The organism is Hathewaya limosa (assembly GCF_030815255.1).
GTDB lineage: Bacteria > Bacillota > Clostridia > Clostridiales > Clostridiaceae > Hathewaya > Hathewaya limosa.
Genome location: NZ_JAUSWN010000002.1, coordinates 176,253 through 199,329, shown reverse-complemented (window position 1 = coordinate 199,329; position 23,077 = coordinate 176,253). Strand labels below are relative to the sequence as shown.

The 23,077-nt window shown below is 28.6% G+C and carries 24 protein-coding genes; 20 read left to right on the top strand and 4 right to left on the bottom strand.

Annotation, left to right across the window (positions count from 1 at the left end; genetic code table 11):
- Positions 1-185 precede the first annotated feature (185 nt).
- The 7 genes from mnmE to QOZ93_RS02305 all read left to right on the top strand — a co-directional run bounded on the left by mnmE (position 186) and on the right by QOZ93_RS02305 (position 7,802).
- Positions 186-1,562, top strand: coding sequence for a tRNA uridine-5-carboxymethylaminomethyl(34) synthesis GTPase MnmE (gene mnmE / locus QOZ93_RS02335; protein WP_307354953.1), 1,377 nt, complete (start codon positions 186-188; stop codon positions 1,560-1,562).
- 8 nt (positions 1,563-1,570) lie between these two features.
- Positions 1,571-3,442 carry a tRNA uridine-5-carboxymethylaminomethyl(34) synthesis enzyme MnmG gene (gene mnmG, locus QOZ93_RS02330; RefSeq protein WP_307354952.1) on the top strand — a complete coding sequence of 624 codons (1,872 nt, stop codon included), beginning with the start codon at positions 1,571-1,573 and terminating at the stop codon, positions 3,440-3,442.
- 120 nt (positions 3,443-3,562) lie between these two features.
- On the top strand, positions 3,563-4,282 hold the full coding sequence (rsmG, locus tag QOZ93_RS02325) for a 16S rRNA (guanine(527)-N(7))-methyltransferase RsmG (RefSeq protein ID WP_111944308.1): 720 nt from the start codon (positions 3,563-3,565) through the stop codon (positions 4,280-4,282).
- Positions 4,283-4,490: 208 nt separating this feature from the next.
- A complete protein-coding gene (gene noc, locus QOZ93_RS02320; RefSeq protein ID WP_111944307.1) occupies positions 4,491-5,279 on the top strand; it encodes a nucleoid occlusion protein in 789 nt (262 codons plus the stop codon).
- A 282-nt stretch (positions 5,280-5,561) separates the two neighbouring features.
- Positions 5,562-6,344 carry a ParA family protein gene (locus QOZ93_RS02315; protein ID WP_307354951.1) on the top strand — a complete coding sequence of 261 codons (783 nt, stop codon included), beginning with the start codon at positions 5,562-5,564 and terminating at the stop codon, positions 6,342-6,344.
- A complete protein-coding gene (locus QOZ93_RS02310; protein WP_307354950.1) occupies positions 6,337-7,209 on the top strand; it encodes a ParB/RepB/Spo0J family partition protein in 873 nt (290 codons plus the stop codon). Before QOZ93_RS02315 ends, QOZ93_RS02310 begins: the two co-directional genes overlap by 8 nt.
- Before the next feature lie 92 nt (positions 7,210-7,301).
- Positions 7,302-7,802 carry a DUF4446 family protein gene (locus QOZ93_RS02305; RefSeq protein WP_307354959.1) on the top strand — a complete coding sequence of 167 codons (501 nt, stop codon included), beginning with the start codon at positions 7,302-7,304 and terminating at the stop codon, positions 7,800-7,802.
- 94 nt (positions 7,803-7,896) lie between these two features.
- Here QOZ93_RS02305 and yyaC read toward each other — a convergent pair whose 3' ends face one another.
- The 3 genes from yyaC to QOZ93_RS02290 all read right to left on the bottom strand — a co-directional run bounded on the left by yyaC (position 7,897) and on the right by QOZ93_RS02290 (position 10,482).
- Positions 7,897-8,469, bottom strand: a complete 573-nt coding sequence (gene yyaC, locus QOZ93_RS02300; RefSeq protein ID WP_307354949.1) for a spore protease YyaC — start codon at positions 8,467-8,469, stop codon at positions 7,897-7,899.
- A 161-nt stretch (positions 8,470-8,630) separates the two neighbouring features.
- A complete protein-coding gene (locus tag QOZ93_RS02295) occupies positions 8,631-9,785 on the bottom strand; it encodes an aminotransferase class V-fold PLP-dependent enzyme (RefSeq protein WP_307354948.1) in 1,155 nt (384 codons plus the stop codon).
- Positions 9,786-9,801: 16 nt separating this feature from the next.
- Positions 9,802-10,482: a LysE family translocator gene (locus QOZ93_RS02290; RefSeq protein WP_307354947.1), complete on the bottom strand. Its 681-nt coding sequence runs from the start codon at positions 10,480-10,482 to the stop codon at positions 9,802-9,804.
- 181 nt (positions 10,483-10,663) lie between these two features.
- Between QOZ93_RS02290 and yedF the strand changes: the two genes are divergently transcribed.
- From yedF to QOZ93_RS02230, 12 genes are all read left to right on the top strand, one after another.
- Entirely contained in the window at positions 10,664-11,242 is a 579-nt protein-coding gene (yedF, locus tag QOZ93_RS02285) for a sulfurtransferase-like selenium metabolism protein YedF (protein WP_307354946.1), read from the top strand.
- Positions 11,243-11,255: 13 nt separating this feature from the next.
- On the top strand, positions 11,256-11,495 hold the full coding sequence (locus QOZ93_RS02280) for a putative Se/S carrier protein (protein WP_307354945.1): 240 nt from the start codon (positions 11,256-11,258) through the stop codon (positions 11,493-11,495).
- A 187-nt stretch (positions 11,496-11,682) separates the two neighbouring features.
- Positions 11,683-11,865, top strand: coding sequence for a DUF951 domain-containing protein (locus QOZ93_RS02275; RefSeq protein ID WP_307354944.1), 183 nt, complete (start codon positions 11,683-11,685; stop codon positions 11,863-11,865).
- A gap of 108 nt (positions 11,866-11,973) precedes the next feature.
- Positions 11,974-12,261 (top strand): 30S ribosomal protein S6, encoded by a 288-nt coding sequence (gene rpsF / locus QOZ93_RS02270; protein WP_111944299.1) that lies wholly within the window; start codon positions 11,974-11,976, stop codon positions 12,259-12,261.
- Positions 12,262-12,289: 28 nt separating this feature from the next.
- Positions 12,290-12,724: a single-stranded DNA-binding protein gene (locus QOZ93_RS02265; RefSeq protein WP_307354943.1), complete on the top strand. Its 435-nt coding sequence runs from the start codon at positions 12,290-12,292 to the stop codon at positions 12,722-12,724.
- A gap of 25 nt (positions 12,725-12,749) precedes the next feature.
- Positions 12,750-12,989, top strand: coding sequence for a 30S ribosomal protein S18 (rpsR, locus tag QOZ93_RS02260; RefSeq protein ID WP_111944297.1), 240 nt, complete (start codon positions 12,750-12,752; stop codon positions 12,987-12,989).
- Between the two features lie 292 nt (positions 12,990-13,281).
- Positions 13,282-13,632, top strand: a complete 351-nt coding sequence (locus QOZ93_RS02255) for a MazG-like family protein (protein ID WP_111944296.1) — start codon at positions 13,282-13,284, stop codon at positions 13,630-13,632.
- On the top strand, positions 13,610-14,605 hold the full coding sequence (locus QOZ93_RS02250) for a DUF2232 domain-containing protein (RefSeq protein ID WP_307354942.1): 996 nt from the start codon (positions 13,610-13,612) through the stop codon (positions 14,603-14,605). Before QOZ93_RS02255 ends, QOZ93_RS02250 begins: the two co-directional genes overlap by 23 nt.
- Position 14,606: 1 nt before the next feature.
- Complete coding sequence (locus tag QOZ93_RS02245) at positions 14,607-16,595, top strand: DHH family phosphoesterase (RefSeq protein ID WP_307354941.1); 1,989 nt, start codon at positions 14,607-14,609, stop codon at positions 16,593-16,595.
- Position 16,596: 1 nt separating this feature from the next.
- A complete protein-coding gene (gene rplI, locus QOZ93_RS02240; RefSeq protein ID WP_111944293.1) occupies positions 16,597-17,040 on the top strand; it encodes a 50S ribosomal protein L9 in 444 nt (147 codons plus the stop codon).
- An 83-nt stretch (positions 17,041-17,123) separates the two neighbouring features.
- Positions 17,124-19,016, top strand: coding sequence for a Lon family ATP-dependent protease (gene lonC, locus QOZ93_RS02235; RefSeq protein WP_111944292.1), 1,893 nt, complete (start codon positions 17,124-17,126; stop codon positions 19,014-19,016).
- Positions 19,017-19,078: 62 nt separating this feature from the next.
- On the top strand, positions 19,079-20,410 hold the full coding sequence (locus QOZ93_RS02230; protein ID WP_307354940.1) for a replicative DNA helicase: 1,332 nt from the start codon (positions 19,079-19,081) through the stop codon (positions 20,408-20,410).
- A 93-nt stretch (positions 20,411-20,503) separates the two neighbouring features.
- Here QOZ93_RS02230 and trpB read toward each other — a convergent pair whose 3' ends face one another.
- Complete coding sequence (gene trpB / locus QOZ93_RS02225; protein ID WP_307354939.1) at positions 20,504-21,679, bottom strand: tryptophan synthase subunit beta; 1,176 nt, start codon at positions 21,677-21,679, stop codon at positions 20,504-20,506.
- 675 nt (positions 21,680-22,354) lie between these two features.
- Between trpB and QOZ93_RS02220 the strand changes: the two genes are divergently transcribed.
- Complete coding sequence (locus QOZ93_RS02220; protein ID WP_307354938.1) at positions 22,355-23,032, top strand: Crp/Fnr family transcriptional regulator; 678 nt, start codon at positions 22,355-22,357, stop codon at positions 23,030-23,032.
- The last annotated feature ends 45 nt before the right edge of the window (positions 23,033-23,077 follow it).

Below are 23,077 nucleotides of genomic sequence, written 5' to 3'. Positions count from 1 at the left end.
TCAGCAGCCTTTGTTAATAATATAGATATTTTTTATAAAAAATGAATTAAAATTTATATTTTGGGCAAATAAATATACTAGTATATTTAATAAATCCATAACAATTACCATTTATATATTAATATATATATGATAAAATCATATAGATATTTTGTTTTCACTATTTTTATGAAAGGATAGAGAATATGAAAGAATTTGATACTATTGCTGCTGTTGCTACAAGTATGGGTGAGGGTGGTATATCAATTATAAGATTATCTGGCGGTAAAGCTATAGATATAATAGATAAGATTTTTAGAGGAAAAAATAATAGAAGTATTAAAGATATAAAAACTTATACCATGAGATATGGATATATAGTAGATGGTGAAGGGAAGGACCTAGATGAAGTTATAGTTACTTATATGAAAGGGCCTAGGAGCTTTACAGCAGAAGATACTATAGAAATTAATTGTCATGGTGGAGTTGTAGTTACTAATAGTATATTAAAAGAGGTAATAAAGGCAGGAGCTAGGTTAGCAGAGCCTGGAGAATTTACTAAAAGGGCATTTTTAAATGGAAGAATTGATTTAAGTCAGGCAGAAGCTGTAATTGATATAATTCAAGCTAAAACTGAGTTAAGTGCAAAATCTGCGGTTATGCAATCTGAGGGTAAAATTTCCAAGGAAATATCTGAGCTTAGAGATAGATTATTAGGGGTTATAGCACATATTGAAGCTACAGTTGATTACCCAGAAGACGATCTAGAAGAGGTAACTAATGAACAAGCAACAAAAGATTTGACTGAAATTTTACAAAAAATAGATGAACTTCTTGAATACGCTGAAGAGGGTAAAATTATACGAGAAGGTCTAAAACTTGTAATTGTAGGTAAACCTAATGTAGGTAAATCATCTCTTCTAAATGCATTATTAAGAGAAAAGAGAGCTATAGTAACTGATGTTCCAGGTACTACAAGAGATGTAATTGAAGAATATATTAATTTAAGTGGTGTTCCAGTACAAATAGTTGACACTGCAGGAATAAGAGAAACAGAAGACATAGTAGAGAAAATTGGAGTAGAGAAGTCTAAGGAAAAGATAGAAGAGGCTGATCTAATTGTATTCATGATGGATTTAAGCAGAGAGATTGATGAAGAAGATATGGAAATCTTTAATCACATAAAAGATAAGAATTATGTTGTGTTATTAAATAAGTCAGATTTAGATTCTAAAGTAAAAGAGGATGTTTTAGACCTTTTACCGAAAGAAAAAGTCTATAAAATTTCAGCTAAAACAGGAGAAGGAATAGACACTTTAAAAAATATTATTAAAGATATGTTTTTTAAAGGGGAAATAAATTCTGATGATATATTTATAACTAATAATAGACACAAAGAGGCATTAATAAGAGCAAAAGAGAACTTAGAAAGTTCATTAGATACATTAAGAACAGTATTTGCTATCGATTTAGCATCTATAGATTTAAGAAATGCATGGAGTAACTTAGGAGAAATAACAGGGGATACTCTAGAAGAGGATATTATACATAAAATATTCTCTAAATTTTGTTTAGGAAAGTAGGTGTACATATGTATATAGGAGGAGAATTTGATGTTGTTGTAATTGGTGCAGGTCATGCAGGTTGTGAGGCAGCACTTGCAGCAGCTAGATTAGGATGTAAGACATTAATGTGTACTATAAATTTGGATAGTATAGCTATGATGCCATGTAATCCTAATGTTGGTGGAACTGCTAAAGGGCATCTAGTAAGAGAAATAGATGCTCTTGGCGGAGAGATGGGTATTAACATTGATAAAACATTTATTCAATCAAGAATGCTTAACACTTCAAAAGGGCCAGCAGTACATTCATTAAGAGCTCAGGCGGATAAAAGAAAGTATTCTGAGAGTATGAAAAAAGTAATAGAAAAACAGGAAAATTTAGTATTAAGACAATTAGAAGTTATAAAGATTGATATAGAGAATAATAAAGTTAAAGGGGTTCTAACTAAAAATGGAGCTTACTTTAATACCAAAACAGTAGTAATGACAACTGGTACATATTTAAAATCAAAAATAATTATAGGTGATGTTCAATACGAAGAAGGACCATCAGGTTTAAGTTCTGCCAAATTTCTTTCAGATAGTTTACAAGAGGCGGGAATTGAATTGAGAAGGTTTAAAACAGGTACACCGTGTAGGATAAATAGACGTTCGGTAGATTTTTCTAAGATGGTAATTCAAGAAGGGGATAAACAAGTAGTTCCATTCTCATTCTTAAATGAAGAATTAGAAAAGGAACAAGTACCTTGTTATTTAACTTATACCAATGATGAAACCCATTCAGTAATAAGAAATAATATACATAGGAGCCCATTATATAATGGCTCAATAAAGAGCACAGGTCCAAGATATTGTCCATCTATAGAAGACAAAGTAATGAGATTTCCTGATAAACTACAACATCAAATTTTTGTTGAACCTGAAGGATTAGATACAGAGGAAATGTATGTTCAAGGTATGTCAAGTTCATTACCAGAAGATGTACAGTTAGCAATGTTAAAAACTGTACCAGGTCTTGAAAATGTAGAAGTTATGAGAACTGGATATGCTATAGAATATGATTGTATAAATCCGACTCAGTTAAAGTTATCTTTAGAATTTAAAAATATAAGCGGATTATTTTCTGGTGGACAAATTAATGGAAGTTCTGGATATGAAGAGGCTGCATGTCAAGGACTTATAGCTGGTCTAAATGCCGCTAGGAAAGTACTAAATAAGGAACCATTAATATTGAATAGATCAGATGCTTATATAGGGGTTTTAATAGATGATTTAGTTACTAAAGGAACAAATGAACCATATAGAATGATGACTTCACGTTCTGAATATAGGCTAATATTAAGACAGGATAATGCAGATTTAAGATTGACAGACATGGGATATGACTGTGGATTAGTTTCAGAAGAACGATATGCTAGATTTAAAAAGAGAAGAGAGCAAATTGAATCAGAAATTCAAAGACTTAAATCTATACAGATAACTGGAAAGAAAGAGGTTGTAGAATTCCTAGAAAGCAAAGGATCTACAACACTTAAAAAACCTATAAGCTTATATGAATTAATAAAGAGACCAGAGTTAGATTATTTTATTATAAAAGATTTAGATATAGAAAGGCCGAATTTGCCATATAATGTTCAAGAACAAGTAAATATTATGTCTAAATATGAAGGATATATAGATAAACAATTAGAACAGGTAAATCAATTTAAAAAATTTGAAAAGAGAAAGTTACCAGAGAACATTAATTATAGTGATGTTAAAGGACTTAGAATAGAAGCTATCCAAAAATTAAATAATATAAGACCCGATAATATAGGTCAAGCTTCTAGAATTTCTGGGGTTTCTCCTGCGGATGTATCAGTATTACTTATATATTTAGAACAATTAAATAGAAAATAATTTTAATAAAAAATGCCACGTTTAAGTAATACAAACTAAACGTGGCATAATACACTTAATATATTTTATACAATTCAGAAGATTGAAAAATATATTAAGTACTAAGAAAGGAAGGACTATATGCAATATTTTGATATTTTAAAACAAGCTTGTGAAGATGTAGGATTAGAATTTGACGAGAAAAAGTATAATCAGTTTATATGTTATAAAGATTTAATAAAGGAATGGAATAAAAAGGTCAATCTAACTTCTATTACTGAAGATGAGGAGATTATAAAGAAGCATTTTATCGATTCTATAAAAATATTTAAATGTGAAGAAATAAAAAAAGCTAAAACTATAATAGATATAGGAACAGGGGGAGGATTTCCAGGTATACCAATGAAAATTGTAAATCCTGATTGTAAAATGGTTTTATTAGATTCCTTAAATAAAAGAATTAATTTTTTAAATATAGTTATAGATGATTTAGGACTTCAAGATATATCTACTATACATGGAAGGGCCGAGGATTTTGCAATTAAGTCCGAATATAGGGAGAAATTTGATATTGTTGTATCAAGGGCAGTTGCTAATTTAGCTGTACTTAGCGAATTCTGTCTACCTTATGTAAACGTAGATAAACATTTTGTTGCACTTAAAGGACCAGCAGTTGATGATGAATTATCTGAAGGAAAAAAGGCAATTACAACTTTAGGTGGAAAAGTTGAAAAGGTTATTCCTGTAGAAATAGAGGGTAGTGATTTAAATCATAATCTAGTTGTAATTAAAAAAATAAAGAATACACCTAAACAATATCCAAGAAAAGCAGGAACGGCAAATAAAAAACCTATAAAATAAAGTGAAAATTAAGTTTTTATATTGCCAAATTTTACTATAAAGTATAAAATATAAGTATATGTATAAGGTAAGAGATATTTTATGGAGTTATTTGTAAATAATTAGAAAACGCAAGTTTAGTTTATTAATTAAACTAAAAATTTATTTTATAATAAGGGATTAATCATTGGAAGGAGGGGGGTCCCTACGATTTGTAGGGAAAATACATATGGATAATAGTATATGTTATATTCCAGTTGAAAATATAGTTCCTAATATATATCAACCAAGACAAGTTTTTAATGATGAGTCTATAAAGGAATTGGCTCAATCAATAAAGGCTTATGGAATTCTTCAACCTTTAACTGTAAGAAGATTAGGGGATTATAGTTTTGAATTAGTTGCAGGGGAAAGACGTTATAGGGCAGCTAAATTAGTTGGACTAAAAGAAGTACCAACCTTGGTTATAAATGTTGACGATAAGGAATCAGCCGTATTAGCTTTATTAGAAAATTTGCAAAGAGAAGATTTAAATTTTTTAGAAGAAGCAGAGGCATATCAAAATTTAATAAAAGATCATTCATATACACAAGAACAATTAGCGGAAGTAATAGGAAAAAAACAATCCACCATTGCTAATAAACTTAGAGTTTTAAGACTAGATAAAGAATTAAGGAAAATTTTAATAGAAAACAATTTAACAGAGAGACATGCAAGGGCATTGTTAAAGTTGCCAGATAAACAGTTGCAGTTAAAAGTCTTACAGAGGGTTGTTAAAGATGGATTAAATGTTAAAAAAACTGAGGAACTTATAGACAGGGAATTACTAAAGTTGGCTCATGAAGAGATTGCAGCAGATAGTAAGAAAAAAATAAAAAGTATTTTTAGTCCTAGAGTATATATGAATACAATAAAACAGGTATTTGATAAATATGGTATAAGTGCTAAATATACGTCTAAAGATCTTGATGATGCTATTCAAGTTACTGTTATTATTCCTAAGAAAGATTCTAAGTAATATAAAATTTAATAAAAATTTTTTGATGGCTATGTCTTATATAATTGGACCAATTATTTAAAGTTCAATTATTTATATAGATATAGCCTTATTTTAAATTAATGTTTCACGTGAAACATTAATTTAAGTTTTATTTTGATTTTTATCTTTTAATATTTTCTTTTAAACTATATAATAAAAATATAGGATGTTTATTAGAATAATATAAATTGAATTAATTTTTATAAATGATGTTATAGAAAGACCATTTTAGGATTAATTAAAAAAGGTAGGGGTGATTGAGTGAAAACGATATGTATTTTTAATCAAAAAGGTGGAGTTGGAAAAACAACTACTAATATAAATTTGTGTACTTTTTTAGCATTAGAGGGTTATAGGGTATTAACTATAGATATAGATCCTCAAGGAAATACTACAAGCGGCTTAGGTATAGACAAGAGTAATATAGAAAAATCTATGTATGATGTATTGACTACAGACATATCTTTAAATGATATTATTATAGAAAGCGATTTGGTTGAAAACCTTTTTATAGCACCATCTACCATGGAATTAGCAGGAGCAGAGGTAGAACTTATAGATGCACAAAATAGAGAAACTATATTGAAAAATAAATTAGAAGAAATAAAAGGTAATTATGATTTTATTTTTATGGATTGTCCTCCATCACTTGGTGTATTAACAATTAACGCATTAACAGCAGCTAATAGCGTATTAATACCAATTCAATGTGAATTTTATGCATTAGAAGGAGTAGGACAATTAATGAATACATTTAATTTAGTAAAAATGGGTCTTAACACTAAATTAGATATTGAAGGCGTAATTATGACTATGTACGATAATAGGACAAGACTTTGCAATGAAGTTTCTCAAGAAGTAAGAGAATTTTTTAATGACAAGGTTTATGAAAATGTTATAAATAGGAATATTAGATTAGCAGAAGCACCAAGCTATGGATTACCTATAGCACTTTATGATGGTAATTGTAAAGGTGCTAAGGCGTTTAAGAAGGTTACTGAAGAGTTTATAAAGAGGCAAAAGGAGGTTTTAAAGGTTGAGTAAAAAATATGGACTAGGAAAAGGGTTAGGAGCATTAATTCCCCAAACACCTAATAATACACAAGAGAAGGAAAGGCAAACATCATCTGTAAATAAAGTGTGGATTAATTTAATTAAGCCTAATCCTGAGCAACCAAGAAAAAGCTTTGATGACGAAAAAATAAGTGAATTATCTAAATCAATTAAGGAAAATGGAATAATACAACCATTAATTTTAAAAAGATTAGAAAATAAAACTTACATAATAATAGCTGGAGAAAGAAGATGGAGAGCTGCAAGATTAGCTAATTTAAAAGAAGTTCCCGCTGTTATATTAGAGGATATAGGAAATGATGAAGTCTTAAAATTATCTCTTATTGAAAATATTCAAAGAGAAGATTTAAATCCTATCGAGGAAGCTTTAGCTTATGATAAACTTATACAAGACTTAAAAATAACCCAACAACAATTAAGTGAAAAGATGGGAAAATCAAGAACAGCGATAGCTAATTCTCTAAGGTTATTAAATCTAGATAAAACAGTAAAGGAATATTTAGTAGATGGGGTTATTTCGGAAGGTCATGGTAGAGCATTACTAGGATTAAATGATGCTAATCTTCAAAATGAAATTGCTAAAAAAATTATAGATGAAAATCTATCAGTTAGACAGGTAGAGTTACTTGTTAAGCATATAAATGAAAATAGGGATAATAAAGGAAAGACATTACCTAAAGTATCTCCATTTATCAAAGATATCCAAAATAGGCTTCAAGATTACTTTGGAACAAAGGTAGAGGTAAATACTAAAGGAAAAGAAAAAGGAAAAATACAAATAGAATATTATTCTCAGGAAGAACTTCAAAGAATATTAGATATGTTAAACATATAAATGTTTCACGTGAAACATTTATAAAGTATATATAAACAACAGGAAAGGAAGAGTTAGACTTGGAATTTTTAAAGAACTTTGCGACATCAAATATGGAGTTAATATTAATAGCATTAGGTGCAATTATACTTTTACAATTTATATTCTTTATTATAGTTTTAGTAAAAACAAATAAACTAGAGAAAAGATATAGAAAGATGATGAGAGGGGTAAACAATAAAAATTTAGAAGGACTTATTGTTGATTATTTAGAGAAGATAGAGGATGCTAAGGGATCTATGGATTCTGTTGCAAGTAGATTTGGTGAATTTGATGATAGATTAAATAGATGTATCCAAAAAACAGCAATAAAGAGATATCAGGCCTTTGATGATGTTGGAGCAGATTTAAGTTATTCAATAGCATTATTGGATAGTGAAAACGATGGTATAATTATAACTGGTATATATGGTAGAAATGAAAGCACATCTTATGCTAAACCTATTGATAAAGGAATTTCAAGATATGATTTATCAGAGGAAGAAGAAGAAGTTTTAGAAGAAGCTATAAATAATTATAAAAGCAAAGAAAAAAGTAAAGATGGAGAAAAATAAAGAAGCGATTAATAAGTTTATTTATTTTTTTATGAGAAAAACATAATATAACAAAAAAATATATAACTACAATTGTAGTTATATATTTTTTTTGTTATATACTACTTAAAGATCTTTTTCTACCACCTATGGTTTTTATAATAGAATGATATATTCCAGAGGAAATTTTTTCAGCTAGTTCCATTACTGTGTATAATCTAGTATTTTGTAATACCATAAATTCTAAAGAGCCAGAAATATTAACTATTCCTGTTACACTTAAATTTCCTACTTTAGGGAGAGGTTTATTAAGAGCAGCACCTGGAGAAAGTGCTTTCTCTTGAATTACTATACTACCTATATTATTTATATTTCCTAAACATGCATCTACTGCAATTATATAAGGATTTTTAAATGTAGATTTGATATTTTGTAATGTATCTTCTATATTTTTAGCATGAACAGGATTTTCTAGATTTCCATAGATATATAAATTTTCTCGAGATAAAAATTTAAGTTTTTCTCCAACTAGGGGACCTAGGCTATCTCCAGTGGATCTATCAGTTCCTATACACAAAATTATTATTGGACGTTTATTTTTTAAAATAGGGAGAATGTAATCGCTTAACTTATCCCTTAGTTGATAGATACAATTATTATCTGTACAAGCAATAACAGTTTTATTCATGGTATAGCACCTCCTAATAATAGATATTATTGACAAATATTTGAATAATATACATACTAAATAAAAATGTATAAAATAATAAAAAAGAGATGTTTCATTATAAAAATAAAATTTTTATAATGAAACATCTCTTAAGTAGTAGGTATATAATAAATTTTAATCTATAACCTAGTTATAATTTGGTTTATACTATTTATAGCATATTTTACATCATTAAGGTCATTAAAAATACCAAAGCTAAATCTTATAGTTCCTATTGGATAAGAACCTATAGTTTCATGTGCAAGAGGTGCGCAATGTAATCCTGTCCTTGTGCTTATACCAAATTCTCTATCTAAACAAAATCCTAATTCAGAGTTATCTATCTTAGATGAATTTATAGAAACAGTGGAAGTTCTACAGGAGGCATTCTTTAATCCATATACCTCTATAGAATCCATATTGCACATGGCATCTATAAATTCTTTTGTAAGTTCTTCTTCTTTTTCTTTAATATTGTTAAGTCCAAAATTGTTTATAAAATTTAAACCTGCTAGCAAACCAGCAATTCCAGGAGTATTCATAGTTCCACTTTCAAACTTATCTGGTAAAAAATCTGGTTGAATAATACTAGAAGATAAACTTCCAGTTCCGCCTTCTAGTAAAGGAGAAACTTCATTATTCATTTTATCATCAATTAGGAAACCACCAATTCCTTGAGGTCCTAATAAACTTTTATGACCAGTAAACGCAAGTGCATTACAATTTAATTTATTGAAATCTAATGATAATACTCCAGCTGTTTGTGCCGTATCAATTATAAAGAAAATATTTTTCTCTTTACATATAGCACCTATTTCTTCTAGTGGTTGAATTGTTCCTACTATATTTGAAGCATGTGATAATACAACTAATCGTGTATTTGGTTTTATAGAGTTTTTAAAATCTTCTACAGAAAGTAAACCTTCTTTTGAACATTTAATTATAGTAAGATCTATAATACCATTTTCTTTTAATGAATTAAGAGGACGAAGAGTAGCATTATGATCCATTGAAGAAGTAATAACATGATCTCCTTTTTTTATTAATCCTTTTATTAAAATATTTAATGAAGTAGTAATGTTTTGAGTAAAGATAACATTTTCTTGTTTATTGAAATTAAAAAATTTCATTAAGGCATCTCTACATTGAAAGACTAATTGTCCTCCTTTAAATGATGAAGTAGAACTTCCACGGCCAGGATTAGATCCTAGAAATGCCATATAGTTTGTAACGGCATTAATAACTTCATGAGGTTTTGGAAAAGTTGTAGCCGCATTATCAAGATATAAGTTCATTAAATTCACATCCTTATTATAATATTTTTGTAAATTTTATAAGCCCCCAGATTACAAAACCAATACCAATTATTAATATTGTAATGTTTAGAAATACAGATAATATATTACAGTTTTTCTTTTCTTTTAAAACTTTTAAACCTTTATAGGCTAGTAGGTTTAGAATACTAAACCAAAGTAGCATACCTAAGAGAATACAAGCAATAAAAGTTATATAATATAAGGTACCAAATTTGTACCAATCCATAAATAAAGTACCACTTAAGGTAATCCATAATGTTGGAGTTAAGGGATTTGTAAAGGTTATTAGATAACCCCTTAAAAAACCAATATGTAGCAATTTATTTTTCGTATAGATGCCGTCACACCCATTGTTTTTTTGAATACATGTAGTTTTTTTAGTTTTTTTATAAGAAAAAAGTGCTATTATAATTAAAACTAAACCTGCAATAATCCAAAATAAGGGTTCAGTGTACTTGCTTTTATAAAACAGATTTTTAAAGCCTAAGTTTATAAGTAAAATATAAGTTAAATCAGCAAATACGGCACCAATGGCGACTTCCATTCCAGCTTTTAAATTTATAGCAACTGTTCTATTAATAGACTCTATTACTGCTGGTCCTAATGGTATGCCAAGGATAATTCCAGTAATAAGACCTACTGAAATGGCCTTTAAAAGTAAAATTAAATTATTCATAAAAGTATTACCTCGAGCCCATATATTTGATATAATGAGTATAGATATTTCCAATAAATATTATAGATTAAAATTATATAAAAGTACAATTTCAATCTATGCTATATAATAATTATAAAGTATAAGATGAAAGGGGTGAAGAGTGTTTCTGAAATATTTATATTTTAGATACACTAAAATTATGAAGGAATTAGATTGTAGAGGTTTAAATTGCCCAATACCAGTTGTTAATACAAAAAAATACTTTGATTCAATTGAAGAAGGAGAAGCACAAATTATAGTTGATAATGAAGTTGCAAAAAACAATTTACTAAAATTCGCAAATACTAATAATTTTGATACAAAGGCTGAAGAAAAAAATGGAGACTTTTATATTAATATGACAAAAACTAAGGGTTGCTGTTGTATAGAAGAAGTAAAAAATGAGAAGTTTACCATAGCTGTAGGAAAAGATAAGTTAGGTGATGGCGATGATGTTTTAGGAAAAACTCTTATAAAGAGCTACATGTTTGCATTATCAGAAGCAGCTATACTTCCAACAGATATGTTATTTTTCAATGGTGGGGTTAAACTTACTATAGAAGAATCAGATGTATTGGAAAGTCTAAAAGTATTACAAGAAAAAGGTGTAAAAATACAGGTTTGTGGTACATGTTTAGACTTCTATCAATTAAAGGATAAATTAACTATTGGAGAAATAAGTAATATGTATTCAATAGTAGAAACCATGAATTCTTCAGATAAGATAATAAATCTATAATAGGTGGTTACATATGAAAAATTATATTATTACCTTTAAAAATACTCATGATGCTATAAAGGCTGAAGCAGAATCTAAAGCTAATGAAATAAAAGTTACTGTAATACCAACCCCAACTTTTATTACTAAAAGTTGTGGAATTAGTTTAAGGATGGGTGAAGAGTTTTTAGAGGCATTCAAGTCACTTGAAGATAAAATTGAGTATAAGAAAATTTATGAACAAAATGGTTCAGAATATATAGAACTATCTTAATAAATAAAAGATCTTCTTTAGGGTATTATTAATAAACTAAGGAAGATTTTTTGTATTAAATTATTTTAATAATAATATATACTTTAGTATAATATATCTATAGTTTAAATAAAGTAAATTTTTTATACATAAATAAATTGTGTAAATTTAGTAATTAAGGGCAAAATATAATTATAGAGGTGAATTTATGAAGGATATAAATATTGGTGATTTAGTACAAATGAAAAAAACTCATCCTTGTGGAAGTGATAAATGGGAAGTTATAAGAGTTGGTGCCGATGTTAAAATTAAGTGTAAAGGTTGTAACAGGATAATTATGTTATCAAGAACAGAATTTGAAAAAAAAGTAAAGAAAATCTTAAATGATTAATAAAAAGTACTTGATTTTTTTGCATATAAAGAGTAAAATTAATTAATGGATTTCCCTGCTGTATTTATTATAATACAGCCGTTAGTCCGAAGGGAGGAGGTGAATATAATGAGAGCATATGAAGTAATGTTCATATTAAAACCATCATTAGACGAAGAAGCTGTTAAAGCTAACGTAGAAAAATTCAAAGGTATAATTGAAAACAATGGTGGAGAAATCGAAAACGTTGATTTATGGGGTAAGAGAAAGCTTGCTTATCCAATTGATAAGGTTAACGAAGGACACTATGTATTAATTAACTTCAAATCTAATCCAGAGTTACCAAAAGAATTATCAAGAAATTTAAAGATTTCTGATGCTGTTATGAGAGATATGATCGTTAAAAACGAAAAATAATATATTTTGATATAGGTGGTGTTTTTAGTTGAATAAAGTAACATTGGTCGGAAGACTTACAAAAGATCCTGAGTTAAGATTTACACCAGGAGCTGGAACGGCCGTTACCACCTTTACACTAGCAGTAAACAGGAAGTTTAAAAGAGAAGGTCAACCGGATGCGGATTTTATTCCTATAGTAGTTTGGGGTAGAATGGCTGAGGTAACTGCTAATTACATGAGTAAAGGTAGACTAATTGGTATTAGCGGAAGAATAGAGACTAGAAGCTACGAGGCTAAGGATGGTACTAGACGATATGTTACCGAAGTAATTGCCGAAGACGTAGAGTTTTTAGGAAGTAAACAGTCAGCTGAAAATGATGGAGCATATGATTTCCAAAACAGTAATAACGGTGGCGGAGCTCCAGAACCAGGTTATGGAAATGATGTTACCCCTATAGAAAATGAAGACATACCATTTTAATGTGGTAGAATAAGGAGGGAAGAAGATGGCTGGTCAAAAAAGACAAGGTGCAAGAAGAAAAAAGAGAAAAGTTTGTGCATTTTGTGTAGACAAAGCACAATACATAGATTATAAAGATATAAATGTACTTAAAAAGTACATAACAGAAAGAGGAAAGATTCTTCCAAGAAGAATTTCTGGAAACTGTGCAAAACATCAAAGAATGTTAACTTTAGCAATAAAGAAATCAAGAAACGTTGCTTTATTACCATTCACAATAGAATAATCAAGTATTCAAAGCAGTACCTTTTGGGTGCTGCTTTATTTTTTTTGTTTAAAATAAATTATGCTTAAGTTAGCTACAGAAATACTATTATTAAATATAATAATCTCTAATTTTATTAAGATATAAATATTATTATATTCAAATATCGAGTAAATAAAGAATATTTTGGAAAAACATTATAACTTATATTGCATATATATTTAAAAATCAATACAATATAGTTAATGATAAAATTAATACAGTACTAATTTATTTTTAATTAAATGTATTAATCAATAAGGGGATGTGAAAAATGAGAAGAGAAGATTTTAATATTATGGCCAATGTAAATGCTATAGAAAAATTAAAAGCAGAACTTATTTGTGTTATCGGGGATTTATTTAAACTTTTATGTAAGGGAAGTAACATAGCACAAGATGCTATATTAAATTGTATTTCTGGGGCAATAATTATATTATATGTATTAGCTAGTAGATTAGGATATTCTCATTTATCCGTAGATGAATGTATGAAACAAAAACTTAAAACTGGTATAATAGAAGGAGATGAAATTGAAAAAGATAACAAAGATCTAAGTAAATTATATACACATCTAAAAGAAAGAGAATATGGAGGAAGAAATGGTAAAAAGAATATGGAGTAGCAACAAAAATGTAGAGTCATTCGTAGTAATTTTTCTGTCAATGTTAGTTATGTTCATTTCTGCTGCAAGTATTGATATTAATTTATTAGGAATTTTTTTATTACCAATACCTATTATGTTACTTTGTTTAAAATTTAATTGGAAAATTTCTGTATTAATAATTGGTATTTCAAGTGTAATAAATATTTTTACTTATGGTGTATCAGGTACACTATCGGCCATATTGGTAACAGCAATAATCGGAATAACCTTTGCGTATTGTATAGAAAATGAATTTAGTAGTGTAAATATAGTAAAAACAGTAATAGCTATAAGTTTTGTGCTATTAATACTAAACGTTTTACTTTATACTTCAATAAATAATGTTAGTATTGTAGAGCATCTAAATAAGATAGTTAAATTACTTAAAGATCAGATAGATAATATGATAATTACTTATAAACAAGTAGGAGTAGGTAATAGTAACATAGATATATTAGTAAATTTTAAAGATTTTATTGATGTAAAAGTGGTTTTAGGCATAATTCCTACAATGATATTAGGATATTGTATAGTATTTAATACTATAAATTATGTTATAATAGAAAAACTCTTAAGAAATTCTAATATAAAACCAATAAAAAGGGTGGGATTTAGACACTTTTATATTAGTAATTTATTAGGAGCCTTATTGGTTGGATTAGTTTCCATTGCCGTTATATTAAATGTTAAGAAATTTGCTATTGGAGAGTTTCTAGAATTAAGTCTTATTAGTATTACAGATATCATAATGATTATTAATGGAATGGCGACTATAACATATCTTTTAAGAAAAAAACTAAAAAAATCAAGAGGATTAGTAATTATTATATTACTTTTATTAATTAATTTAGGATTTCAGCAAATATTATTTTATATAGGTTTTACTGAGATGTTATTTGATTTTAGAAGATTGGATCCATATAGCCTTAGAAAAAAGAAAAAGGAGGTTTAATATGGATAATAGAGAGAACAAATTTACTCCTACTAATAAAATGTATATGTTATTAATCGCCATTTTTATAGGAGTTTTGTTTTACTATAAACATAGGATAGAGGCAAGTGTATTTTTTATAATATATGTTCTTTTAATAGTGTATAACTTTAAGAGCAACAAGAAGAGAGAAAATCAGTGGAAGAATTTTGTTGAAAATTTTTCTGAGAAAATGGATATAGCAAACAGTAGTACCTTTGTTAATTTACCATTTCCATTAGTTATGGTAGATTTTAATGGAAATATTCTGTGGTATAATAGAAACTTTTGTGACATAGTAGATAACAAAGAGTATTTAGGATCAAATATAAAAGAGGTAAACAAAGAATTAAATGTTAAATTCATACTAGACGGAAGAAAATCTAAATTTTATGATATTATTATAAATAATAATTATTTTGATGTATTTTCTACTGTTGTATATGCAGATAGTTATAAACGAGAAAAGGATGCTGTGACTTTATTTTATTTTTATGAGGTCACCCAAAAACATAATCTAAAGGTAAATATTGAGGAAAATAAATATAGCATAATGCTAATTGAAGTAGATAACTTAAATGATGTTTTAAAGACAACTTCTGAAGACCAATCACCATTATTAGCAGCAGATATAGAAAGAAATATCAATAGTTATGCTCAAAGTTTAAATGCAATGATTAAAAAGTATTCCTCTAATAAATATGTATTAACTGTGCAAGATAAGTTAATTCAAAGAGAAATGGAAAAAAAATTTGAAATACTTGATATTATAAGAGAATTAAATTATGGAAATAAGTTAACTGTTACGTTAAGTGTTGGAGTTGGAAGAGGTGGAGAAAATCCACATGATAATTATAGGTTCGCCGAATCAGCTAAGGAGTTAGCCTTAGGAAGAGGTGGTGACCAGGTAGTCGTAAAGACCCAAGATAATTTATCTTTTTTCGGTGGAAGAAGTAAAGAGGTGGAAAAAAGGACTAAGGTTAAGGCAAGAATAATTGCCCATGCATTATTAGAGCTAATTAATGAAAGTGATAAAATAATAATTATGGGCCACAAAAATATAGATGTAGACTGTTTAGGTGCTGCAGTAGGGTTATACAATGTAATAAGCCAGTTAAATAAAAGTTGTAATATAGTTTTAGAAAATACAAGTCTAGTTATTAAAGATATTAAAAAAGAGCTCATGGAAGATATAAAATATAGAGAAGCTTTTATTAATACTGAAAAGGCATTAGAAAAAGTCACTGAGAAAACTCTAGTAATTCTTGTAGATGTTCATAATGAAGGACATGTAGAAAGTATGAATTTAGTAAGAAAAAGTGATAGAATAGTAATAATAGACCATCATAGGAAGGCTCCTGATTATATTCAAGATACATTACTTAGTTATGTTGAAACCTATGCATCATCTACGTCAGAACTTGTAACTGAGATGTTGCCATATTTGTTAGATAAAATAAATATGACGAAAACAGAGGCAATGGTAATGTTAGCAGGAATATATATTGATACTAAGAATTTTTATTTTAAAACAGGGGTAAGAACCTTTGAGGCTGCTGCTGTGTTAAAAAAATTAGGTGCAGATACTATAACTATTAAAAAAATGTTTAAAGAAGATTATGAAATATACTTAAAAAAGCTAGAAATAATTAAAACAGTAGAAATGTACGAGGATATAGCAATTGCCGTATGTCCTGAGGACTTACAAGATAATGTTATAGCAGCTCAAGTTGCAGACGAATTTTTAAACATAAAAGGTGTTGAAGCTTCTTTTGTTTTTGTTAAAATAAAAGAAAGTGTATTTATAAGTGGACGTTCTTTAGATAAAGTTAATGTCCAAATGATATTAGAACAGGTAGGTGGCGGTGGACATATGACTATAGCTGGTGCTAAACTTAATAATATTAATATTGAAGAAGCCGTAAACCTAGTTAAGGATGCTATAGAGAAATATTTAAGGGAAGGTGAATAACATGAAGGTTATATTATTAAAAGATGTTAAAGGTAAAGGTAAGAAAGGGCAGGTTGTAAATGTATCTGATGGATATGCAAGAAATTTCTTGTTTCCTAAGAATTTAGCTGAGGAAGCTACAAATTCTAGTTTAAATATTTTAAATAAGAAAAATGAAATAGAAAGAAAGCAAAAGCTAGCTGAAGTAGAAGAGGCACAAAGACAAGCAGAAAACTTAAAGAATAAAGAAATAACTATAAAAGCTAAATCAGGCGAAAATGGAAAATTATTTGGAGCTATTACTAATAAAGATATATCAGTTGAGTTAAAGAAAAAATTTAATATTGATGTTGATAAAAAGAAAATCGTTATGGAAACTATAAAATTAGCAGGAACTTATGATATTGAGGTTAAACTTTATGCAGAAGTTTCAGCTAAAATGAAAGTAGTGGTTCTTAGCGAGTAATTATGAAGTTACTGAAGGGAGGATCACTAAGCAGATTTTAAGGCAAGGGGGAACCCTTGCAATTTGCTATAGTGTAAAATGAAGTGAGTAGAAATAAAATAAAGAATTTTGCAGAAAGCATAGAGAAACAGGATTTATCGTTAGATGTGCAATTGGAGTTACTTTATCATATTGCTAATAAAATATTAACCGAAGGTGGAGTACAATCTAGAATAGTTAAATTTAGTCTTAGAAAACACATTGAAAGTAATGATATTTTTAAAAAGGCATATGCTTTAAATAAAATTATAAGCAATGGAAAATGTTCTAACTCTATTCCGAATGAAAAGAATATAGAGCGTTATTTAGATAAGATAAATGATTCTTTAGTGGATGAAGTTGCAAAACGATATGTTAATAATAAATTAGAAGCAGAGGTTGAGCAAGCAATAGTTGAAAAGCAGGATAAATATGTTGATGAAGTAAAATTGGGTATTATAAGAAAACGTAAGGGCCCTGAAAATGCTAAAACAATTAAAAAATACGAAGAGCTTGTTAACTTAGATAAAAAACAATTAATAAATAATATACAATCTAAATTAAGACCTCAAAGTTTTAAAGAAATAGTAGGTCAGGAAAGAGCAATTAAAGCATTATTATCTAAAATAGCTTCACCATATCCTCAACATATTATTCTATATGGACCTCCAGGTGTAGGAAAAACTACAGCTGCTAGGATTGCTTTAGAAGAAGCTAAAAAATTAGCTTATACACCTTATGATGGGGATTCTAAATTTGTAGAGGTAGATGGAACAACATTAAGATGGGATCCAAGAGAGATAACAAATCCACTTTTAGGATCAGTTCATGATCCGATATATCAAGGAAGTAAAAGAGAATTTTCTGAAATAGGTGTTCCAGAACCTAAGCCAGGATTAGTTACAGAGGCACATAGTGGAATATTATTCATTGATGAAATTGGAGAGTTAGATACTATTCTTCAAAATAAGTTATTAAAAGTATTAGAGGATAAAAGGGTAGAATTCTCATCTTCTTACTATGACCCAGATGATGAAAATGTACCTAAGTATGTAAAATACCTATTTGAACATGGGGCTCCAGCGGATTTTGTTTTAATTGGGGCAACAACTAGAGAGCCTAAAGAAATAAATCCAGCTTTAAGGTCAAGATGTACAGAAGTGTATTTTGAACCCTTAACTAACATTGACATTGAGAAAATAGTTATAAATGCAGCGGAAAAAATAAATGTTGAGTTAGAGGAAGGGGTAGCCAGAGCTATTAGTAATTATACTATAGAAGGTAGAAAAGCAGTAAATATACTATCAGATGTTTATGCTTATGTATTACATGATAAAGGTTTAAATCCAAAGGAAACTATTAAAATTACAATGGAAGATTTAGATCAAGTAATATCTATTAGTAGACTAAATGCTTTAGATAAGGTATTAGATAAGGATAAAAAGGAGATAGGGCATATTTATGGCCTAGGTGTATTAGGATATATAGGTTCTACTTTAGAAATTGAGGCTGTAGCCTTCGAAACAGAAAATGGTAAGGGAACAGTTAGATTTAATGATACAGCGGGTTCTATGGCTAAAGATTCCGTGTTTAATGCAGCTACAGTTATAAGGAAAATAACTAATAAGGACATAAAGGACTATGACATACATGTAAACGTAGTTGGTGGGGCTAAAATAGATGGACCATCTGCAGGTGCTGCAATTACAACTTGTATAATTAGTGCAATATTAGGCAAACCTATCAGACAGGATGTGGCTATTACCGGAGAAATATCATTAAGAGGAAATGTTAAACCGGTTGGTGGAATCTTTGAAAAGATATATGGAGCAAGACGAAAAGGTATTAATCTTGTAATTGTACCAAAAGATAATGAAAAAGAAGTTCCAATGGGTCTTAATGACATAGAAGTTAAATCAGTAGGAAATATAGAAGAAATAATGAATATAGTGTTTTAGATAAATCTATTTTACCCCCCATCTTTTTTAGATGGGGGAAATTAGCTTAAAGGAGGCTTGTAATGGAGAATACTTTAAAAACTCTTCCTTTTAATGTAGAAGCAGAACAGTCAGTTTTAGGATCCATGCTGAAAGATAAAAGTGCAATAGCTCAAGCAATAGAAGTATTAAAAGGCGATGATTTTTACAAAGATAATCATAAAAATATTTTTAATACTATTTTAGAACTGTATCAAAGAGATATACCGATTGATATGATAACTTTATTGGAAGAATTAAAGTCTACATCTAAAATAGAAGATTGTGGAGGAATCAGTTATATTACAGCAGTAAGTAGTTCGGTTATATCTACTGCTAATGTTACATCGTACATTAAGATAGTAAAAGATAAATCTATATTACGAAAATTAATAAGAACATCTACAGAAATAATAGAAGAATGTTATGAGAATCAAAATGATGTAGAATCAGTAATGGATAGTGCAGAAAGTAAGATATTTAATATTGCCGAAAATAGAAGTACTAGTGATTTTGAACCTATGAGTTCTGTACTTGAGAGAGGCTTTTTACATATAGAAAATATATTTAATAATAAAGGTCAAATTAATGGAGTTTCTTCAGGATTTTCTGAGTTAGATAGTAAAACATCAGGATTTCAAAAGGGAGACATGATATTAATTGCCGCTAGACCTTCCATGGGTAAAACAACATTTGCACTAAATATAGCAGAGTATGCTGCCTTAAGAGGGGGAAAAAGTGTGGCTATATTTTCGCTAGAAATGTCAAAAGAACAATTAGCATATAAGCTACTTTGTTCAGAAGCTAATGTTGATATGCTAAAGCTTAGAACAGGTGATTTAGAAGATAAAGATTGGGTAAATATAGCTAAGGCATCAGGTCCGTTATCAACGGCTAAAATATACATAGATGATACAGCAGGAACCTCAGTTATGGAAATGAGATCTAAATGTAGAAAGCTAAAAATGGAATATGGAATAGATTTGATAGTAATAGATTATCTTCAATTAATGTCTGGTAGTTTAAAAAGTGAAAGCAGACAACAAGAGGTATCAGAAATTTCTAGATCTATAAAGGCTTTAGCAAAGGAGATGGAATGCCCAGTAATAGCTTTATCACAGTTATCACGTGCACCAGAGCAAAGAGCAGATCATAGACCAATGCTTTCAGATCTTAGAGAATCAGGATCTATTGAGCAGGATGCAGACCTTGTTATGTTTTTATATAGAGATGAATATTATAACAAAGAAACTGAAGAAAAAAATGTAGCAGAATGTATTATTGCAAAACAAAGAAATGGTCCTGTTGGTACAGTTAAACTGGCATGGCTTGGTCAATACAGTAAGTTTGGAAATTTAGATGTTACACATCAATAAATAAAAATCAAAGGAGTTCATCTAAAATGAAAAAATAATTTTCATATAGGGCGAACTCCTTTTTTATATAAGGTACAAATAGTTAGTTTATATTTATTTCATATCTTTGATCTGTAAAATTGTATTAATATCTTTATCACCTCTACCAGATAAGTTTACTATAATTATTTTGTTTTTATCCATTTTAGGTGCTATTTTCATAGCATATGCTATTGCATGGGAACTTTCTAGTGCTGGTATAATTCCTTCTATTTTGCAAAGAAAATCAAATGCTTCAAGAGCCTCCTTATCAGTAACACTAGTATATTTAACTCGTTTATTATAATTTAGATGCGCATGTTCGGGGCCGACACCAGGATAATCAAGTCCGGATGAAATAGAATAAGATGGCATTAAGTCACCAGTTTGATCTATTAGGAAATAAGATTTCATACCATGAAATGTAGCTATGGAGTTTTTATAAAGGGCAGAACTATGCTTGCCAGTTTCAATACCTAGCCCTCCGGCTTCTACTCCTACAATTTGTACAGAGGTATCTTTTAGAAAATCTGAAAATAGTCCTATAGCATTACTTCCTCCCCCAACACAAGCTATTAAAAGGTCGGGCAATTTTTTTTCTATATCTAGAATTTGTTTTTTAGCTTCTTCTCCTATTATTTTTTGAAATTCCTTAACTATACATGGATACGGGTGGGGACCAACTGCAGATCCCATTACATAAAAAGTATCTTTAGAAGAATTTATAAAGGCTTTTAATGCTTCATCAACAGCATCTTTTAGGGTCTTTGTGCCGGTAGTTACTGGTTTTACTTCTGCTCCTAAAAGCTTCATTTTAAAAACATTAAGTGCTTGTTTTTTTATATCCTCTTCCCCCATATATATGGTACATTTCATTCCAAATAAGGCTGCACCAGTAGCAGTAGCGACACCGTGTTGTCCGGCACCAGTTTCAGCGATCAACTCTGATTTATTCATACGCTTAGCTAATAATATTTGACCTATAACATTATTAATTTTGTGGGCTCCTGTATGATTAAGATCCTCTCTTTTTAGATAAATTTTAGCTCCACCTAATTTTTTAGTCATTCTTTCAGCATAATAAAGGGGGGAAGGTCTTCCAACATATTGATTTAGATAATACATATATTCCTCTTTAAAAGTTTTATCCTCTTTAAATTTTAAAAATGTCCTTTCAAGTTCATCTAAAACTTTTTTTGATTGATCCGGAACGTATTGACCACCAAATTCACCAAAATTACCATTTAACATAATAAAATAACCTCCTTAAATTTAATTATATATAAAAAAAAAGCTACTTCATCTCCAGTATTGGGACGAAGTAGCCGTGGTGCCACCCAAAATTTTAATACAAAATAGATAGTTATCAAAAAATAAAAAAAGTACTTTCCATTCTAGGAAAATACTATATTGCCACCTACAGTGTATTACTTTAAATCAGATACAAAGAAGTATGATCTTGATATCTTACCCCTATAACGTGAGGGCACGACTTAAGCTACTTTCTTTATAAAGATTTCACTCAGTATCTCATGGAGCCATTCCTTTAAAACTTTAATATCGGACCTTTCACCGTACGCCGACTCGCTGAAGTAAAATTTTTAAAGTACTATTTCCAATCAGTGACTTTAGCATTAATAATTAAGTTAAATATATTTTATGAAAATTCTAATAAGAAGTCAATAGTAAAAATAAATAAATTATTAATAATTTAAAGTTTAGGTTTAAAGTGATGTAAAAGATGTATTATATGTAAATATAGGGTTTAATTTATTGATAAAACATCAATATATATTTATTATAAACTTATAGTATAAGGTAACTAGAATGTTTGTTGTTTATTAAAATAAATAAAAAAACATAAGCTTAATATATCATTAAAAGAGGAGGATTAAAATTAAAAGAGGAGGATTAAAATTAAAAGAGATGATAAATATAGTTAATTGCTTATCTCAATGTATGCTTTTTAAAGGACTTCAAAAAGAAGAAATAAGAAGTATGATGGATAAGATAAACTTTACTAAGCATAATTATTCAAAAGGTGAGGTTGTTGTATTAGAAGGAGATGATATATCTTCTATAGGAATAATCACTGAGGGAGAGTTGGAGATGCAGAAAAGTTATCCTTCAGGTAAGAAAATTCTTATAAGTAAAATAAACAAGTTTGGAATTTTTGGAGAAATAAACATTTTTTCAAATATGGAAAGTTATACATCAAGCATAATATCAGTTACAGAATCAGAAGTTATTTTTATTGAAAAAAAAGAAATATTAAAATTGTGCAAAGTTAATGAGATTTTTTTAAATAGATTAATGATGTTACTATCTGACAAGATATTAGTTTTAAATAAAAGATTAAAAGAACTCTCATATGCAACAATAAGAGAAAAATTAGCGGATTTTATTTTAGAAGAATATAAGAGACAAGAGAAGTTAATTATAGATGTAAGACAAAAAAGGAACGACATGGCAGAATACTTTGGAGTAACAAGACCTTCAGTTTCCAGAGAATTAATTAAGATGAAACTTGAAGGATTAATAGATTTTAATAAAAAAACTATTACGATTAAGAATCTAGAAAAGTTGGAGGATATATTGGTTTAATAAAAATGTGTTCTAAAGGTAAATAAGATGATATCTTTAGAACAC

What these genes read in the sequence shown, in the direction of transcription:
- mnmG (WP_307354952.1), top strand. Translation starts at nt 1,571, where the DNA reads ATGTATATAGGAGGAGAATTTGATGTTGTTGTAATTGGTGCAGGTCAT.
- trpB (WP_307354939.1), bottom strand. Translation starts at nt 21,679, where the DNA reads ATGTTAAATGGTAATTTTGGTGAATTTGGTGGTCAATACGTTCCGGAT.
- rpsF (WP_111944299.1), top strand. Translation starts at nt 11,974, where the DNA reads ATGAGAGCATATGAAGTAATGTTCATATTAAAACCATCATTAGACGAA.
- rpsR (WP_111944297.1), top strand. Translation starts at nt 12,750, where the DNA reads ATGGCTGGTCAAAAAAGACAAGGTGCAAGAAGAAAAAAGAGAAAAGTT.
- QOZ93_RS02305 (WP_307354959.1), top strand. Translation starts at nt 7,302, where the DNA reads ATGGAGTTAATATTAATAGCATTAGGTGCAATTATACTTTTACAATTT.
- QOZ93_RS02275 (WP_307354944.1), top strand. Translation starts at nt 11,683, where the DNA reads ATGAAGGATATAAATATTGGTGATTTAGTACAAATGAAAAAAACTCAT.
- QOZ93_RS02295 (WP_307354948.1), bottom strand. Translation starts at nt 9,785, where the DNA reads ATGAACTTATATCTTGATAATGCGGCTACAACTTTTCCAAAACCTCAT.
- mnmE (WP_307354953.1), top strand. Translation starts at nt 186, where the DNA reads ATGAAAGAATTTGATACTATTGCTGCTGTTGCTACAAGTATGGGTGAG.
- yyaC (WP_307354949.1), bottom strand. Translation starts at nt 8,469, where the DNA reads ATGAATAAAACTGTTATTGCTTGTACAGATAATAATTGTATCTATCAA.
- QOZ93_RS02250 (WP_307354942.1), top strand. Translation starts at nt 13,610, where the DNA reads ATGGTAAAAAGAATATGGAGTAGCAACAAAAATGTAGAGTCATTCGTA.
- QOZ93_RS02245 (WP_307354941.1), top strand. Translation starts at nt 14,607, where the DNA reads ATGGATAATAGAGAGAACAAATTTACTCCTACTAATAAAATGTATATG.
- noc (WP_111944307.1), top strand. Translation starts at nt 4,491, where the DNA reads ATGGATAATAGTATATGTTATATTCCAGTTGAAAATATAGTTCCTAAT.
- rplI (WP_111944293.1), top strand. Translation starts at nt 16,597, where the DNA reads ATGAAGGTTATATTATTAAAAGATGTTAAAGGTAAAGGTAAGAAAGGG.
- rsmG (WP_111944308.1), top strand. Translation starts at nt 3,563, where the DNA reads ATGCAATATTTTGATATTTTAAAACAAGCTTGTGAAGATGTAGGATTA.
- yedF (WP_307354946.1), top strand. Translation starts at nt 10,664, where the DNA reads ATGAAGGAATTAGATTGTAGAGGTTTAAATTGCCCAATACCAGTTGTT.
- QOZ93_RS02255 (WP_111944296.1), top strand. Translation starts at nt 13,282, where the DNA reads ATGAGAAGAGAAGATTTTAATATTATGGCCAATGTAAATGCTATAGAA.
- QOZ93_RS02230 (WP_307354940.1), top strand. Translation starts at nt 19,079, where the DNA reads ATGGAGAATACTTTAAAAACTCTTCCTTTTAATGTAGAAGCAGAACAG.
- QOZ93_RS02280 (WP_307354945.1), top strand. Translation starts at nt 11,256, where the DNA reads ATGAAAAATTATATTATTACCTTTAAAAATACTCATGATGCTATAAAG.
- QOZ93_RS02290 (WP_307354947.1), bottom strand. Translation starts at nt 10,482, where the DNA reads ATGAATAATTTAATTTTACTTTTAAAGGCCATTTCAGTAGGTCTTATT.
- QOZ93_RS02220 (WP_307354938.1), top strand. Translation starts at nt 22,355, where the DNA reads ATGATAAATATAGTTAATTGCTTATCTCAATGTATGCTTTTTAAAGGA.